Origin of the sequence: Glycomyces sp. NPDC048151 (assembly GCF_043202775.1) — a bacterium.
GTDB lineage: Bacteria > Actinomycetota > Actinomycetes > Mycobacteriales > Micromonosporaceae > Glycomyces.
On sequence record NZ_JBIDBB010000007.1, the window covers coordinates 83,905 to 96,186 of the forward strand.

Below are 12,282 nucleotides of genomic sequence, written 5' to 3' on the forward strand. Positions count from 1 at the left end.
CGCCGATCCTGCGACCCTCGAACACGAAGCTTCGGCGACGTAGGGGGATGACATGCGCGAATTCTGGGCCGAACTGCTGGGCACCTTCTGCCTGGTGTTCTTCGCCGTCGGGGCGGCGGTCTACGGCATCGACACGATCGGGTTCACCGGGGTCGCGTTCGCGTTCGGGCTGGTGCTGTTCGCACTCGCGTACGCGGTCGGGCCGATCTCCGGCTGCCACGTCAACCCGGCGGTCACGCTGGGGGCGCTGCTGGCCAAGCGGATCGACGCCGCGACGGCCGTCAAGTACTGGATCGCCCAGTTCGTCGGCGGCATCGCCGGCGCGGCGATGCTCAAGTTCATGACGACCGCGGGCGACGTCACCGACCAGACCGGGGCGCTCGGCGCGAACGACTACGGCGCCACCGTGAACCTCACCGGCGCGATCGTCATCGAGGTGTTCCTGACGTTCCTGCTCGTCTTCACCGTCCTCGCCGTCACCAGCAACCGCGGCGAGACGCCCGTCGCCGGGGCCGCGATCGGCCTGGTGCTGGCGATCATCCACCTCGTGGGCATCCCGCTCACCGGCACCTCGGTCAACCCGGCCCGCTCGCTCGGCCCGGCCCTGTTCGCCGGGGGCGAGCCGCTGGAGCACGTGTGGGTGTTCCTGCTCGCACCGCTCGTCGGCGGCGTCCTCGCCGCGGTCGTGCAGCCGCTGCTGTACGCGGGCGAACGCCCGGGGCGGCCCGTGCGGGTGCAGGAGCCCGCGACCTCCGAGTTCTGAGCAGACGCCGACGGGCGCCCCCTCGCAGGAGGGAGCGCCCGTTCGCGTGTCAGTCGTGGACTTTCGAGGACCACATGCCGCGCCGCTCGGCCTTCGCGAGCTTCTCGGCCTTGCGGAGCGTGTCGCCGATGACGAGCTCCTGGTGGCGCAGGATGTACGTGTGCGCCATGCCCTCGGCGACGGCGAGGACGGCGTAGTTCATGCCGTTCTCCATGACCACGTGCATGAGCAGCCGGTCGTACTGGTCGTAGGCGGGGTCGCCCGGGTCGGTGAAGAGGTGCACGGTGCGGCCCTCGAGCTTCTTGCGCGCGTACGCCTTCGCCTCGGCGCCCCAGTCCTCCTCCTCGCGGAAGCCGCCGGACTCGGGGGAGTTGATCCCCATGATGCGCACGCGGACCTTCTCGCCGTCGATGACGGCGCGGAACGTGTCGCCGTCGACCACGTCGACCACGTCCACCGTCGCGTAGAAGTCGCCCGGACCTTCCATGTGGTGCCTCCTCCCGGCCGGCCCCAGTAGCCGGACGTTTCCTTGCCATCCTCGCATTCCGAAGCCGTGGACGGGAACCGCGCTGGACGTGCCCGGCTGTGACAGACTGGTCGGCGTGGAGCGACGACCGAACCGACGCCCTGGCAGAGCAGGGTCCGCGCAGCGGGACACCGTGCGCATTGACGGCTCGCAAGCGTCGCCGAAGGGGCGCATCGACGGCTCGCAAGCGTCGCCGAAGCGGGGCGTCACCGTGTCCGGGGACGCCTCCGCCGACGCCGCGCCGCCGCAGCGCGGCCGCACCGCCGACACCGAAGTGGTCGACACCGCCGCGTACGCCAAGCGCGCCAAGGCGAAGCGACCGCGAGCGCTCCTCGCGTCCGCGCTCGCCACGACCGTCTGGGCCGTCACGGTCGTGTTCACGCCGATCCTCGTCGTCGTCATCCTCGGCTGGTGGCAGGCCGGAGCCGAAGGCCCCGTCTCGCAGGTCGTCGCCGCCGCCGGGATCGCGTGGCTCTCCGGGCACGGCGTGCCCGTCGACATCGGACCCATCCACCTGAGCGTCGCCCCGCTCGCGCTCACCGCCCTCGTCTTCTGGCGGCTCGCGAAGGCCGCCGCTGGGACCACCCGCGCGATCGGGGGCCGCGACGCCGCCGCCGTGCGCGCCGCCGCCGGGCTCATCACGATCCTCTACACCGGACTCGTCGCGGGCGCCGCGGCCCTGTGCGCCACCGGGCCCTTCGACGTCGACCTCCTCCAGGCGCTCCTGCACGCCGCGCCGCTGGTCATCGCCGCCACCGCGTTCGGCGCGGCCCGTGAGGCCGGGGTCCTCCCGTGGGACACCGCCTCGGTGTGGATGCGGCGCGGCCTGCGCACCGGCATGATCACCGCCGGGGCGCTCCTCGCGTGCGGCGCGGCCGCCACCGGCGTCGCGTTCGCCGTGCGCGGGCCCGTCGTCGCCGACACCATGGCGCTCTACGGGTCCGAGTCCTGGATCGTCGCCCTCCTCAGCCTGGTCTACCTGCCGAACTGCGCGGTCTGGGCCGCCGCGTACATCACCGGCCCGGGCTTCGCCGTCGGCGCGGACACGGCCGTGCAGACCTCCTTGGTCGAACTCGGCCCGCTCCCGGCCTTCCCCGTCTTCGCGGCCGTCCCGAGCGCGCCCCTGCCCGAGTACGCGACCATCCTCATCGGACTGCCGCTGATGCTCGCGGCCGTGTTCGGCGTCGTCCTCACCTACCGCTCGCCCGACCTGCGCGTCCCGCGCGTGACGACGGCCGGGATCGTGGCCGCCGCGACCGCCGCCCTCGTCCTCGGCGTCCTCGCCTACCTCTCCGGAGGCGCGGCGGGCACCGGCCTCATGGCCGACATCGGGCCCGACCCGCTCGCCGTCGCCGGGGTCGGCGGCGTCCAGTTCCTCATCGGCCTCGTCGGCGCGGCCCTCGTCGCCCGCCTCTTCGCCGTCCACCGCCGCGCCGCCGAAGCCGAGCTCGTGCGTCGGGACACGGTGGTCATCCCCGAACCCGCGCCGAGCCGCGACGACGCGTTACCGTACTCACGTGACCTCACCTAAGCGGCTCGTCGTCCTCGTGTCCGGCTCCGGCTCGAACCTCCAGGCGCTCATCGACGCCTGCGCCGACCCCGCCTACGGGGCCGTCATCGCCGCCGTCGGCGCCGACCGCGAGGGCACCTTCGGCCAAGAGCGCGCCGAGAAGGTCGGCATCCCCACGTTCGTGCACCGCGTCAAGGACTACGCGACCCGCGACGCATGGGACGAGGCCCTCACCGCCGACGTCGCCTCCTACGAGCCCGACCTCGTCGTCTCCGCCGGGTTCCTCAAGCTCTGCGGCCCGCGCTTCCTCGCCGCGTTCCCCGGCCGCTACATCAACACCCACAACTCGCTGCTCCCGGCGTTCCCCGGCATGAACGGCCCCGGCGAGGCCCTCGCCGCGGGCGTCAAACTCGCGGGCGCGACCCTCTTCATCTGCGACGCGGGCGTCGACACCGGCCCGATCATCGCCCAGTGCGCGGTCCCGGTCGAGGACGACGACACCGTCGACTCCCTCACCGAGCGCATCAAGGAAGCCGAACGCGCCCAGCTGGTCGCCTCCGTCGGCCGCATGGTCAAGGGCGGCTGGACCGTCGAAGGCCACCGCGTCCGCCTCGGCTAGCGCCGGACGCGACGCGCTCGGCTAGGGTTCCGGGCATGACCCCGCCCCTCGCCGTCAACTCCCTCGAAGCGAACACCCTCTACGTCGCCTTCGCCCTGCTGCCGTTCGCGTTCGCCACGGCTTGGGCGCTCGCGGCCTGGCGCATCCGCCGGGGCCGCACGCGCCGCGAGGCCTGGCTCCACTCGCTCGCCGAGGTCGGCGCGGTCGTCGGCTCCGTGCCGCTGCTGTTCCTCGGCCTGACGCCCCGCGAGGGCGCGAACGCGCTCCAGCTCGTCCCGCTCGTCGACCTCGCCGACCTGGTCGGCGCCTCGCCGCGCCGCATCGTCGAGCAGCTCGCCGGGAACCTGTTCGTGTTCGCCGCCGCCGGGTTCTTCCTGCCCGTCCGGTTCAGGATCGGCCTCGGCCAGGTCGCCGTCGGCGCCGTCCTGGCCGCCGTCGCCCTCGAGGCCCTGCAGTTCGCGTTCCTCAACGGCCGGGTCGTCTCGGTCGACGACGCGCTCATGAACGCGGCCGGCGCGGTCCTGGCCGCCCTCTGCTCCCGTCCGTGGTGGCGACGCTCACGCACGGTCGTCGAGCCGGAGGCCGGAGCGGCCGTGTTACGCTCGGCTCGTCGCGACTGGCGAAGTCGTCTTCCGAAGTTTCCCGTGGCACGGACCGGGCAGCTCGTTGTTGAGGGGAAACCCGACGAAGACGCACTTGGGTGGAGCACCACCAGGGAGCGGCACTGCTGAACCTGTTACTGCGGTCGAACGCCTGGGCCGCAGTCATATAGACCATCAGGAGCAGTGCATTCATGTCCGAGCGGAAGCGCATTCAGCGAGCCCTCATCTCAGTGTTCGACAAGACCGGCGTCGTCGAACTCGCCGCAGACCTCCACGAAGCGGGCGTCCAGCTCGTATCGACCGGCTCGACCGCCGCGCGCATCAGTAAGGCCGGCATCCCCGTCACCAAGGTCGAAGACCTCACCGGCTTCCCCGAGATCCTCGACGACCGCGTCAAGACCCTCCACCCGAAGGTCCACGCCGGGATGCTCGCCGACGTCCGCCGCGAATCGCACCGGGAGCAGCTCGCCGAGCTCGGCATCGAGGCGTTCGACCTGTTCGTCGGCAACCTCTACCCGTTCCAGGACACCGTCGCCTCCGGCGCGGGCTTCGACGACATCGTCGAGAAGATCGACGTCGGCGGGCCCTCCATGACCCGCGGCGCGGCCAAGAACCACGCGAACGTCGCCGTCGTCGTCGACCCGGCCGACTACGACCTCGTGCGCACCGCCGCCGTCGAGGGCACCACCGCCGCCGAGCGGCTCCGCCTGGCCGCCAAGGCCTTCGCGCACCTGGCGACCTACGACGCGGCCGTCGCCACCTGGCTCGCCGAGCAGTCCACTGAGGATGCGCTCCCGGACTTCCAGGCCGTCCCCATGGCCAAGCTCGCGGACCTCCGCTACGGCGAGAACCCGCACCAGGCCGCCGCCGTCTACGCCGCGCCGGGCGCGGCCGGGCTCGCGCAGGCCGAGGTCCTGCACGGCAAGGCCATGAGCTTCAACAACTACACCGACGCGGACGCCGCCTGGCGCGCCGCGCACGACTTCACCGAGCCGTGCGTCGCGATCATCAAGCACGCCAACCCGTGCGGCATCGCCGTCGGCGACTCGATCGCCGCCGCGCACCGCGCCGCGCACGAGTGCGACCCGGTCAGCGCCTTCGGCGGCGTCATCGCCGCCAACGGCGAGATCGACGCCGCGGCCGCCGCGCAGATCGCCGAGATCTTCACCGAGGTCGTCGTCGCCCCGTCGTTCACCGACGAGGCGCTCGCGATCCTCTCGGCGAAGAAGAACATCCGCCTGCTCCGCGCCCCCGAGTGGGTCCCGGCCGACCTCGAGCTCAAGCCGATCTCGGGCGGCGTGCTCGCGCAGCGCCCCGACCGGATCGACGCCGACGGCGACGACCCGGCGAACTGGACCCTCGCCACGGGCGACGCGGCCGACGAGGCGACCCTCGCCGACCTCGCGTTCGCCTGGCGCGCGGTGCGCTCGGTGAAGTCGAACGCGATCCTCCTCGCCTCCGGCGGCGCCTCGGTCGGCGTCGGCATGGGCCAGGTCAACCGCGTCGACTCCGCGAAGCTCGCGGTCGAGCGCGCGGGCGAGCGGGCCGGCGGCTCGGTCGCGTCCTCCGACGCGTTCTTCCCGTTCGCCGACGGGCTCCAGATCCTCATCGACGGCGGCGTCAAGGCCGTCGTGCAGCCGGGCGGCTCGGTCCGCGACGAAGAGGTGATCGCGGCGGCGAAGGAAGCCGGGATCACGATGTACCTCACCGGCACGAGGCACTTCACCCACTAGGCACTTCCGAAGGGCCGCACGGATGTCCGTGCGGCCCTTCGCCTGTCTACGAAGCCCAGGTCACGCACGAGCTGGGCACGTAGCCCCACTCGTCGCCCGCGTAGTTGACGTACGCCCACTGGCTGGTGGTCGCGCCGCACGCGGTGTAGGACTGGCCGGGGACGAGGGCGCAGTCGGCGTCGTAGGTGCGGTTCGCGACGACCGAGCCGACCGTGCCGCCCGAGGTGCCGGGCCCGGCCCAGACCGCGCGGTTCTCGTCGGCGACGGCCGAGCAGATCGCGGTCGCCGCAGGTTCCGCGGCCTGCACCGAGGACGCCGTCCCGGCGGTGAACGCGGCGGCGGCAGCGAGTCCGACGAACCCCATCATCATTCGTTTCACGGTCTACTCCATTTCAGTCGACTTGCGGGGATTGCCCGCACCAGAACGACGCTGGCATGAACTCCGTGCCCGTGTCGACGGCTGGACGCCGTTCGTCGGATTCTCGACTCCTGCCGTTCTAACTGTGAGAACTCACAGGTGGAGAGGCCGTTTGGGGTTAGGCATCCATGCGGAATTCACGATAGGTTGTTGTCATGATGCAGATGCTCTGTCCGAAATGTCAGAACCCGATGCACCAGTACGAGCGCAACGGCGTGGTCGTGGAGCAGTGCTCCGAATGCAAGGGGATCTTCCTCGACCGCGGCGAGCTCGAGCACCTGATGAAGTTCGAGCAGTCGTTCCACGCTGGCCCGCCCGCCGCCGTCGCGCCCTCCGGCCCGCCGCCGCGCGACCCCCGATACGACGACCGCCGTCACGACGACCGTCGCTACGACGACCGCCGCCATGACGACCACCGCCGCGACCACTACGACGACCACCGTCGCGACGACTACTACTACAAGAAGAAGAAAAAGAAGAGCGTCTTCGAAGACCTCTTCGACTTCTAGCCCGAAGCGGCGACGCCCGAGGACCGAACGGCACCAGCCGCTCGGTCCTAGTCGTCTGCCCGCCTGCCCTGCGGCGAGATCAGCCCAGTTCCTTCCAGACGCCCGGCCACCACTGGTCCGCTTGGAAGGCGAAGGGGTCGATGCCGTCGAGGGTCGCGCGGAAGCCGGGGTTGAGGACGTCGGCGAAGCGTTCGGCGCCCGTCTGCTTCTTCCGCGCCTCGAACTGCCACAGGAACTCCACGAACCACCGGTACGAGGAGTTCACCCCGCGGACGCCGTTGGTGTTCCGGTCGAACTGCAGTACTTCGCCTGTCCCGGTGTCGAGGAGGTACAGGAGGCCGGGGGATCCGGGGACGATGCCGAGGACCACGAGCTTGGCGTCGATCGTCATGGAACCGGCCCGCAACTGGATCACCGAGAACGCATGCAATGGCTCCGGTATCGCGTCGGCGTCGTAGAAGCCTGCGAGCCGCCGCGGCACCCAGTCCTCGTCCGGCAGTTTGTCGGCGGGCACCCCGAGCTCGACGAGGCCGCGGCGCGGCAGCTCCATGAGGTCGTCGGGCGTCCATACGAACGCGGTCTTCGGATCCAGTTCCATCAGTCGAGCTCGCCTTTGAGCAGGAGCACGACCATGTTCCACCAGTTGTCGCGGCGCTGGAACGCGCTGGGGTCGATCGCCTTCAGCTCGCGTTCCAGGACCTGGGCTTTGGCCGGGCGGTTCTCCTCGCCCTCGTCGGCCTCCACGAACTGCGCGAACCGGTAGAGGAACCGCACGAACGCGGCGAAGGTCGCGTTCACCGTCTCGAGCGTCATGTCCTCGGGGTCCATGAGGTGGATGACACCGGTGTCCGGGTCGAGCACGAAGAACGAGGTCGCCGTCTCGGGCATCTTGCCGAGGATGAGGAACGTCTGGGTGTCGCCCTCTTCCTCGTAGCGGATCTCGAACTCGTCGAACAGGTCGTACTCGCCGTCGATGTAGGACGTGAACGCCACCGACATGTCGATCGGCAGCAGGTCGACCTCCGGCCAGGTCGGGGCCGGGGCCGCGAACTTCGACCGCCATTCGGCCACGGGGACCGGGACGGTGTTCTCCTCGCCCCACAGCTCCAGGTATTCCTCGCGGGTGGGCATGTGCCTCTCGATTCAGCTCTCGTCGGACCGCGACCGCGGATCAGTCCTCGTCCTCGTCGGCTTCGAGGCGGCGGAGGAGTTCCTGCCTTCTGTCGCGTGGGACGGCGGCGTCGCCGGAGAGGTCCGCTCGCATTTCCCGCAGGAGATGGTACCAAGGGTCGGCTTCGATGCCCTGGAACTCGTCGTCCTCGAATCCGAGGACCTCGGCCAGTTCCTCGAGGTTCTGGTAGTAGAGGAGCTGGTAGTCGAGACCGAGCGCGACCTCGTCGACGAAGGCGGCGAGGGACTGCTTGACGAACACGAAGTTGTCCCGCAGGTCCCAGTCCCAGGCGTCGGCGTCGTAGAACGCGACCTCGCCGGTCCGCGCGTGGAGGAGGATCGCGGTCGTCTCGGCCAGCGCGGACTCGCCGATGATGATCCAGTCGTGGTCGCCGGCCCACTCGGTCTCGGACTCGTCGACCAGCCGTTCGCGGCGGCGGTCGGCTCCGTAGAACCACAGCTGCCCCATGCGCAGGTCGTCGCATACGGCGAGGAGCCGTTCCTGGGGGGTGAGGCTCTCGTCGGTGAGCGGCTCCCGCAGCCCTTCGGTCTTCCAGTCCCAGTAGACGTTCGGAGGGAAGGCGATGTCGTCGCGGGAGAGTAGGTAGTCGATCTTCGCTGTGATCTGCTCGAAGTCGGTGCTCATCGTGCCCTTTCAGCAAACGGTCCGTCGGCGCCTATATGTTACGGCGGATCCCCGGGAGTTCGACGATCTCGATGAGGTCGCCGTTCTTCATGCCCATGTTCGTCGCCTGGACGATCTGGCTGCGCAGTTGGGAGCCCATGCCGTTGTTGGTCTCGGCGTCGATCATGCGCAGGTTGTTGTGCAGGAGGTCTTTGCCGCCGATCTGCAGCTCCCTGATGTGGTCGGCTTCCTGGGTGTCGAGGGTGCGCAGACGCTTGTCGAGGTACTTCTGCGCGCCTTCGACGTTGCCGCGATCCTCCATCTTGATGGCCTTGCGGATCGCCTTCTCCTCTTGAAGGTCGCGCTTCTTGCCTTGGGCGCCTTTGCGTTCCGGCTTGGTATTCTTCACATATTTGAGCTTGCCGTCCCTGCCGGCCTTGATCATCGCGTCGGTCTTCTTGCGGTAGTCCTTGGCGTTCCAGCCCTCGTGCCGCTGGACGTGCAGCGTCCATTTCTTGGTCGCGGGGTTGTAGGTCGGCTTGTTCGGGATCGCGAGGTTGTTGTTCGAGCCTTTGTCGAAGATCGGGCGGTCGGCGTGGCCTCGCGCCTTGTATTCGAGTTTGCGGCCGAGCAGCAGTTTCCGGATCGCCGGGGTGGCGAGCTGCGATGAGGGGGTTCCGGGTGCGCGTTTCCAGGCCATCGCGTCCTACGCCCCCATCGCCAGTCGCATGACGACCTCTTGCAGGATGCTCGAGATGATCTTGCGCCCCAGGGCGTAGATGGCGGGGAGCGCCGCTCCCGCGATGCCCAGGGTGGCGGCCGCGGCGGCGATGGCGGCGGCGATCTGGATGGCCAGGAGCACGAGCTGGACGATGACGGCGATCTTCAACGCCAGCACGATGCCTGCGCAGATCATGAGGGCAGCGCCGCCGAGGTTGGCGCCGGACACGGCGGTGCGGAGGGCTTCGGCGGGGGAGTCGTCGGCCTCCCACCACTCTTTGAAGGCGTCGATGCTCTGGCCGACGTTGTCGGCCCAGGCCCGCTGGGCGCTCTGGGCGGCTTCTTGGAGTTTCGCGTCGATCTCTCCGGCGACCTCCATCCAGCCCTGACCCATCTCGAAGAGCTGGTCTTCATTCGATGCGGGCCAGTCGAAGCCGAGGATGTTGAGAATCTCCCCCAGTTGGGGAGGCAGGTTGATGACCATGCGATCAGGCCCCCAGGTCGCCGAGGAGTTCGTTGAAGATACCGGCCACTTCGTCGTCGAGCTCACGGGTGACCGTGCCGACCTCGCCGAGGATGGAGCCCACGGCGTCGATGTCGGCGCCGGCGTCCTGGAGGCACTGCTGGAAGGCGGTGAGCACCTCTTGGTGAATGCCGAGGATGAGGCCGCCGACCTCATCGCCTCCGTAGGCTTCGGAGAGCGCCTCCATCTTCCCGACGAAGTTCTCGGCGATGGTGTTGAAGTCGTCGCCGACGGTGGTGAGCTGAGTCTGGATCTCGGCCAGGAGGTCGGGGTCCATGTCGATCGATCCCGCCACGGGTTACTCCTTGCCCGCTTCCGACTCGCCCGCGGCCTGGTGGGCGCGGAGGATGCCGTCCATGAAGTTGTTGAGCTGGGCGCTGGCCTGTTCCTGAAGGGCTTCGACCTGCTGGTTGATCGCGTCGAGGTCGAGGTTCTGGGCGGCGAGCCGCTGCTCGTTCAGCGCGGCGAGCGATTCGTTGACGGCACCGGACAGCTCTTCGCCGATGAACTCGGAGCCCATGCGCATTGCCTTGGGGTCCAGGGTGATGCGGATTTCGCCGTTGGAGCTCGCCGTCACCTTGATCAGGCCTTCGGCGCGCTCGACGACCTGATCGCCTTCTCCGGGGTCGGCGTTCTGGCTGGCCTGTACCTGTTTGGACAGTGCCAGGGTCTCTTTGAGGACCTCCGCGAACGGGGTTCCCGAAGATGTTTCGCCGGTCATGAAGACTCCTCGCGTTCCGGTGGGGATTCATCATAAATCCCACCGGCAACAAGGAGGTCGGAGATCGGACGGCACTGGACGGCATGGGTGGCCGACCGGTGAAGCTCGCTTGACGTGCGTATAGGCGCGCTTGCGGCCCTTCAGTTCCCGGCGAGGGGGAAGGTGGCCTTCGGGGTCCAGGGGATGGGGGCTCCGGCGAGGGTCTCGCCGGTCCAGGCTCCCGGGCTCGGGTGGGTGTAGAGCGTGAAGGCGTCGACGCGGAACTTGGCCTCGAAGCGGGACATCGAGTCGAAGGCCTGGTCGAGCGCGAAGGCCGGGACGTTCTGGGCGATCGTGATGTGCGGGTGGTACGGGAACGACCGCTCGCGCTGCATCGGCCCGCTTCGGATCGCCGACTCCAGCTGCTCGCAGACCGCGATGCCTTCCGCGACGGCGACGAACACGACGTCCGTCACCGGGCGGAAGCTCCCGGTGCCTCGCAAGTGGAGGGTGAACGCCGGGCAGGCCAGGGCGACCGCCTCCAGGTGCGCCTTGAACGCGTCGAGGCCGCCGGGCGGGAGCTCGGTGGGGCCCAACAGGGTCAGGTGGGCGGGGACGATGCCGCCGAGGGGGTCGCCGGAGGCGATCCGGGCGTCGTCGAGGACCTGCCGCCAGGGCGAGGGCACGGGGATCGCCACGCCGACGGTGACGCCCCGTGCGGCCGTGCCGGTCGGCGCCACTAAAGCGCCACCGGCGGGTAGAAGCCGACCTTCTTGTAGGCCTTGGCGAGTGTGCGCGAGGCGACGTGGCGGGCCTTCACCGCGCCCTCGGTGAGGATGCGGTCGAGCTCGGCCTTGTCCGCCAGGAACTCCTTGGTGCGGATGGAGATCGGACCGAGGTAGTCGGCCACGACCTCGGCGAGGTCGGTCTTGAAGTCGCCGTAGCCCCGGCCCGCGTACTCGGACTCGAGCTTCTCGTGCGTGGTGGCGCCCAGCGCGGCGTAGATGTTCATCAGGTTCGACACGCCCGGCTTGTGCTCGGGGTCGTAGCGCACCTCGGCGTCGGAGTCGGTGACGGCGCTCTTGATCTTCTTGCGCATCTGGTTCGGCTCGTCGAGCAGGTACAGGCACCCGCGCGGCGACGGCGAGGACTTCGACATCTTCTTCTCGGGCTCGGCGAGGTCCTTGATCGTCGCGGTCTCCTTGACGATGTAGGGCTCGGGCACCGTGAACGTCTGGCCGTACGTGGTGTTGAACCGGATCGCGAGGTCGCGGGTCAGCTCCAGGTGCTGGCGCTGGTCCTCGCCGACGGGGACCTGGTCGGTGTTGTAGAGCAGGATGTCGGCGGCCTGGAGGATCGGGTAGGTGAACAGCCCGACGGTTGTGCGTTCTTGTTTGGCCGACTTGTCCTTGAACTGGGTCATGCGCGACGCTTCGCCCATACCGGTCTCGGTGTTCAGAATCCACGCCAGCATCGCGTGCTCGGGCACCTGCGACTGGATGAACAGCGTGCACCGCTCGGGGTCGACGCCCAGCGCCAGGAGCTGAGCGGCGCTCACGCGTGAGCGCTGGTGCAATACCTTTGGGTCGTGATCGACGGTGATCGCGTGCTGGTCGACGACGAAGTAGAAAGCGTCCGTGGAGTCCTGCATCGCCACCCACTGCCGGATCGCGCCCAGGTAGTTCCCGAGGTGGAACGAGTCCGAGGTCGGCTGGATCCCGGACAGGACGCGCGGTTTGCGGTCGGCAGTGGTCATGGACCGATTCTGACATCCACGCCGAGAAGGCGGCCACCCGGTATTGCGGCGCCGCCGATCCTGATGTTTAATTGTGTTGGATCTTGAGCACTCTGCTCTCGAAACATG

General features: G+C 69.2%; 16 protein-coding genes, 1 pseudogene and 1 riboswitch. Of the genes and pseudogenes, 6 read left to right on the plus strand and 11 right to left on the minus strand.

Annotated features, from left to right (window positions below):
* Window positions 1–52 precede the first annotated feature (52 nt).
* A complete protein-coding gene (locus ACGGCP_RS17810; protein WP_392967415.1) occupies window positions 53–763 on the plus strand; it encodes an MIP/aquaporin family protein in 711 nt (236 codons plus the stop codon).
* Between the two features lie 49 nt (window positions 764–812).
* Here the strand turns inward: ACGGCP_RS17810 and ACGGCP_RS17815 are convergent, their stop codons facing one another.
* Window positions 813–1,250 (minus strand): thermonuclease family protein, encoded by a 438-nt coding sequence (locus ACGGCP_RS17815; RefSeq protein WP_392967417.1) that lies wholly within the window; start codon window positions 1,248–1,250, stop codon window positions 813–815.
* 115 nt (window positions 1,251–1,365) lie between these two features.
* On the opposite strand from ACGGCP_RS17815, the gene ACGGCP_RS17820 reads away from it, so the two are divergent.
* The 4 genes and pseudogenes from ACGGCP_RS17820 (at window position 1,366) to purH (ending at window position 5,753) form a co-directional block, all read left to right on the plus strand.
* Window positions 1,366–2,820 (plus strand): DUF6350 family protein, encoded by a 1,455-nt coding sequence (locus ACGGCP_RS17820; RefSeq protein ID WP_392967419.1) that lies wholly within the window; start codon window positions 1,366–1,368, stop codon window positions 2,818–2,820.
* Window positions 2,807–3,418 (plus strand): phosphoribosylglycinamide formyltransferase, encoded by a 612-nt coding sequence (gene purN / locus ACGGCP_RS17825; RefSeq protein WP_392967421.1) that lies wholly within the window; start codon window positions 2,807–2,809, stop codon window positions 3,416–3,418. Before ACGGCP_RS17820 ends, purN begins: the two co-directional genes overlap by 14 nt.
* 35 nt (window positions 3,419–3,453) lie before the next feature.
* Window positions 3,454–3,942, plus strand: a pseudogene (locus ACGGCP_RS17830) (VanZ family protein); the annotation flags it as partial.
* A 78-nt stretch (window positions 3,943–4,020) separates the two neighbouring features.
* Window positions 4,021–4,184: riboswitch (ZMP/ZTP riboswitch) on the plus strand.
* A gap of 27 nt (window positions 4,185–4,211) precedes the next feature.
* The gene (purH, locus tag ACGGCP_RS17835) at window positions 4,212–5,753 is read left to right on the plus strand and encodes a bifunctional phosphoribosylaminoimidazolecarboxamide formyltransferase/IMP cyclohydrolase (protein WP_392967423.1); all 1,542 of its coding nucleotides are present in this window, start codon (window positions 4,212–4,214) and stop codon (window positions 5,751–5,753) included.
* Between the two features lie 46 nt (window positions 5,754–5,799).
* On the opposite strand, the gene ACGGCP_RS17840 is transcribed toward purH, so the two are convergent.
* Window positions 5,800–6,132: a hypothetical protein gene (locus ACGGCP_RS17840; protein ID WP_392967425.1), complete on the minus strand. Its 333-nt coding sequence runs from the start codon at window positions 6,130–6,132 to the stop codon at window positions 5,800–5,802.
* A 194-nt stretch (window positions 6,133–6,326) separates the two neighbouring features.
* On the opposite strand from ACGGCP_RS17840, the gene ACGGCP_RS17845 reads away from it, so the two are divergent.
* Entirely contained in the window at window positions 6,327–6,680 is a 354-nt protein-coding gene (locus ACGGCP_RS17845; protein WP_392967427.1) for a zf-TFIIB domain-containing protein, read from the plus strand.
* 79 nt (window positions 6,681–6,759) lie between these two features.
* Here ACGGCP_RS17845 and ACGGCP_RS17850 read toward each other — a convergent pair whose 3' ends face one another.
* The 9 genes from ACGGCP_RS17850 to trpS all read right to left on the minus strand — a co-directional run bounded on the left by ACGGCP_RS17850 (window position 6,760) and on the right by trpS (window position 12,174).
* On the minus strand, window positions 6,760–7,278 hold the full coding sequence (locus ACGGCP_RS17850) for an SUKH-4 family immunity protein (RefSeq protein ID WP_392967429.1): 519 nt from the start codon (window positions 7,276–7,278) through the stop codon (window positions 6,760–6,762).
* Window positions 7,278–7,811, minus strand: a complete 534-nt coding sequence (locus tag ACGGCP_RS17855; RefSeq protein ID WP_392967431.1) for an SUKH-4 family immunity protein — start codon at window positions 7,809–7,811, stop codon at window positions 7,278–7,280. The genes ACGGCP_RS17850 and ACGGCP_RS17855 overlap by 1 nt, the downstream gene beginning before the upstream one ends.
* A 40-nt stretch (window positions 7,812–7,851) precedes the next feature.
* The gene (locus tag ACGGCP_RS17860; RefSeq protein ID WP_392967433.1) at window positions 7,852–8,496 is read right to left on the minus strand and encodes a hypothetical protein; all 645 of its coding nucleotides are present in this window, start codon (window positions 8,494–8,496) and stop codon (window positions 7,852–7,854) included.
* A gap of 31 nt (window positions 8,497–8,527) precedes the next feature.
* Window positions 8,528–9,175 carry a hypothetical protein gene (locus ACGGCP_RS17865; RefSeq protein ID WP_392967435.1) on the minus strand — a complete coding sequence of 216 codons (648 nt, stop codon included), beginning with the start codon at window positions 9,173–9,175 and terminating at the stop codon, window positions 8,528–8,530.
* A 6-nt stretch (window positions 9,176–9,181) separates the two neighbouring features.
* On the minus strand, window positions 9,182–9,679 hold the full coding sequence (locus ACGGCP_RS17870) for a hypothetical protein (protein ID WP_392967437.1): 498 nt from the start codon (window positions 9,677–9,679) through the stop codon (window positions 9,182–9,184).
* Between the two features lie 4 nt (window positions 9,680–9,683).
* Complete coding sequence (locus tag ACGGCP_RS17875; RefSeq protein WP_392967439.1) at window positions 9,684–10,013, minus strand: hypothetical protein; 330 nt, start codon at window positions 10,011–10,013, stop codon at window positions 9,684–9,686.
* Window positions 10,014–10,016: 3 nt separating this feature from the next.
* Window positions 10,017–10,439, minus strand: a complete 423-nt coding sequence (locus ACGGCP_RS17880) for a hypothetical protein (protein WP_392967441.1) — start codon at window positions 10,437–10,439, stop codon at window positions 10,017–10,019.
* 140 nt (window positions 10,440–10,579) lie between these two features.
* Window positions 10,580–11,158 (minus strand): 2'-5' RNA ligase family protein, encoded by a 579-nt coding sequence (locus tag ACGGCP_RS17885; RefSeq protein WP_392967443.1) that lies wholly within the window; start codon window positions 11,156–11,158, stop codon window positions 10,580–10,582.
* Window positions 11,158–12,174, minus strand: a complete 1,017-nt coding sequence (gene trpS, locus ACGGCP_RS17890; RefSeq protein WP_392967445.1) for a tryptophan--tRNA ligase — start codon at window positions 12,172–12,174, stop codon at window positions 11,158–11,160. The genes ACGGCP_RS17885 and trpS overlap by 1 nt, the downstream gene beginning before the upstream one ends.
* Window positions 12,175–12,282 lie beyond the last annotated feature (108 nt).

Excerpts from the sequence above, each read along its gene's own strand:
- ACGGCP_RS17810 (WP_392967415.1), top strand. The coding sequence starts at position 53 with ATGCGCGAATTCTGGGCCGAACTGCTGGGCACCTTCTGCCTGGTGTTC.
- ACGGCP_RS17815 (WP_392967417.1), bottom strand. The coding sequence starts at position 1,250 with ATGGAAGGTCCGGGCGACTTCTACGCGACGGTGGACGTGGTCGACGTG.
- purH (WP_392967423.1), top strand. The coding sequence starts at position 4,212 with ATGTCCGAGCGGAAGCGCATTCAGCGAGCCCTCATCTCAGTGTTCGAC.
- ACGGCP_RS17845 (WP_392967427.1), top strand. The coding sequence starts at position 6,327 with ATGATGCAGATGCTCTGTCCGAAATGTCAGAACCCGATGCACCAGTAC.
- ACGGCP_RS17850 (WP_392967429.1), bottom strand. The coding sequence starts at position 7,278 with ATGGAACTGGATCCGAAGACCGCGTTCGTATGGACGCCCGACGACCTC.
- ACGGCP_RS17855 (WP_392967431.1), bottom strand. The coding sequence starts at position 7,811 with ATGCCCACCCGCGAGGAATACCTGGAGCTGTGGGGCGAGGAGAACACC.
- ACGGCP_RS17860 (WP_392967433.1), bottom strand. The coding sequence starts at position 8,496 with ATGAGCACCGACTTCGAGCAGATCACAGCGAAGATCGACTACCTACTC.
- ACGGCP_RS17865 (WP_392967435.1), bottom strand. The coding sequence starts at position 9,175 with ATGGCCTGGAAACGCGCACCCGGAACCCCCTCATCGCAGCTCGCCACC.
- ACGGCP_RS17870 (WP_392967437.1), bottom strand. The coding sequence starts at position 9,679 with ATGGTCATCAACCTGCCTCCCCAACTGGGGGAGATTCTCAACATCCTC.
- ACGGCP_RS17880 (WP_392967441.1), bottom strand. The coding sequence starts at position 10,439 with ATGACCGGCGAAACATCTTCGGGAACCCCGTTCGCGGAGGTCCTCAAA.
- trpS (WP_392967445.1), bottom strand. The coding sequence starts at position 12,174 with ATGACCACTGCCGACCGCAAACCGCGCGTCCTGTCCGGGATCCAGCCG.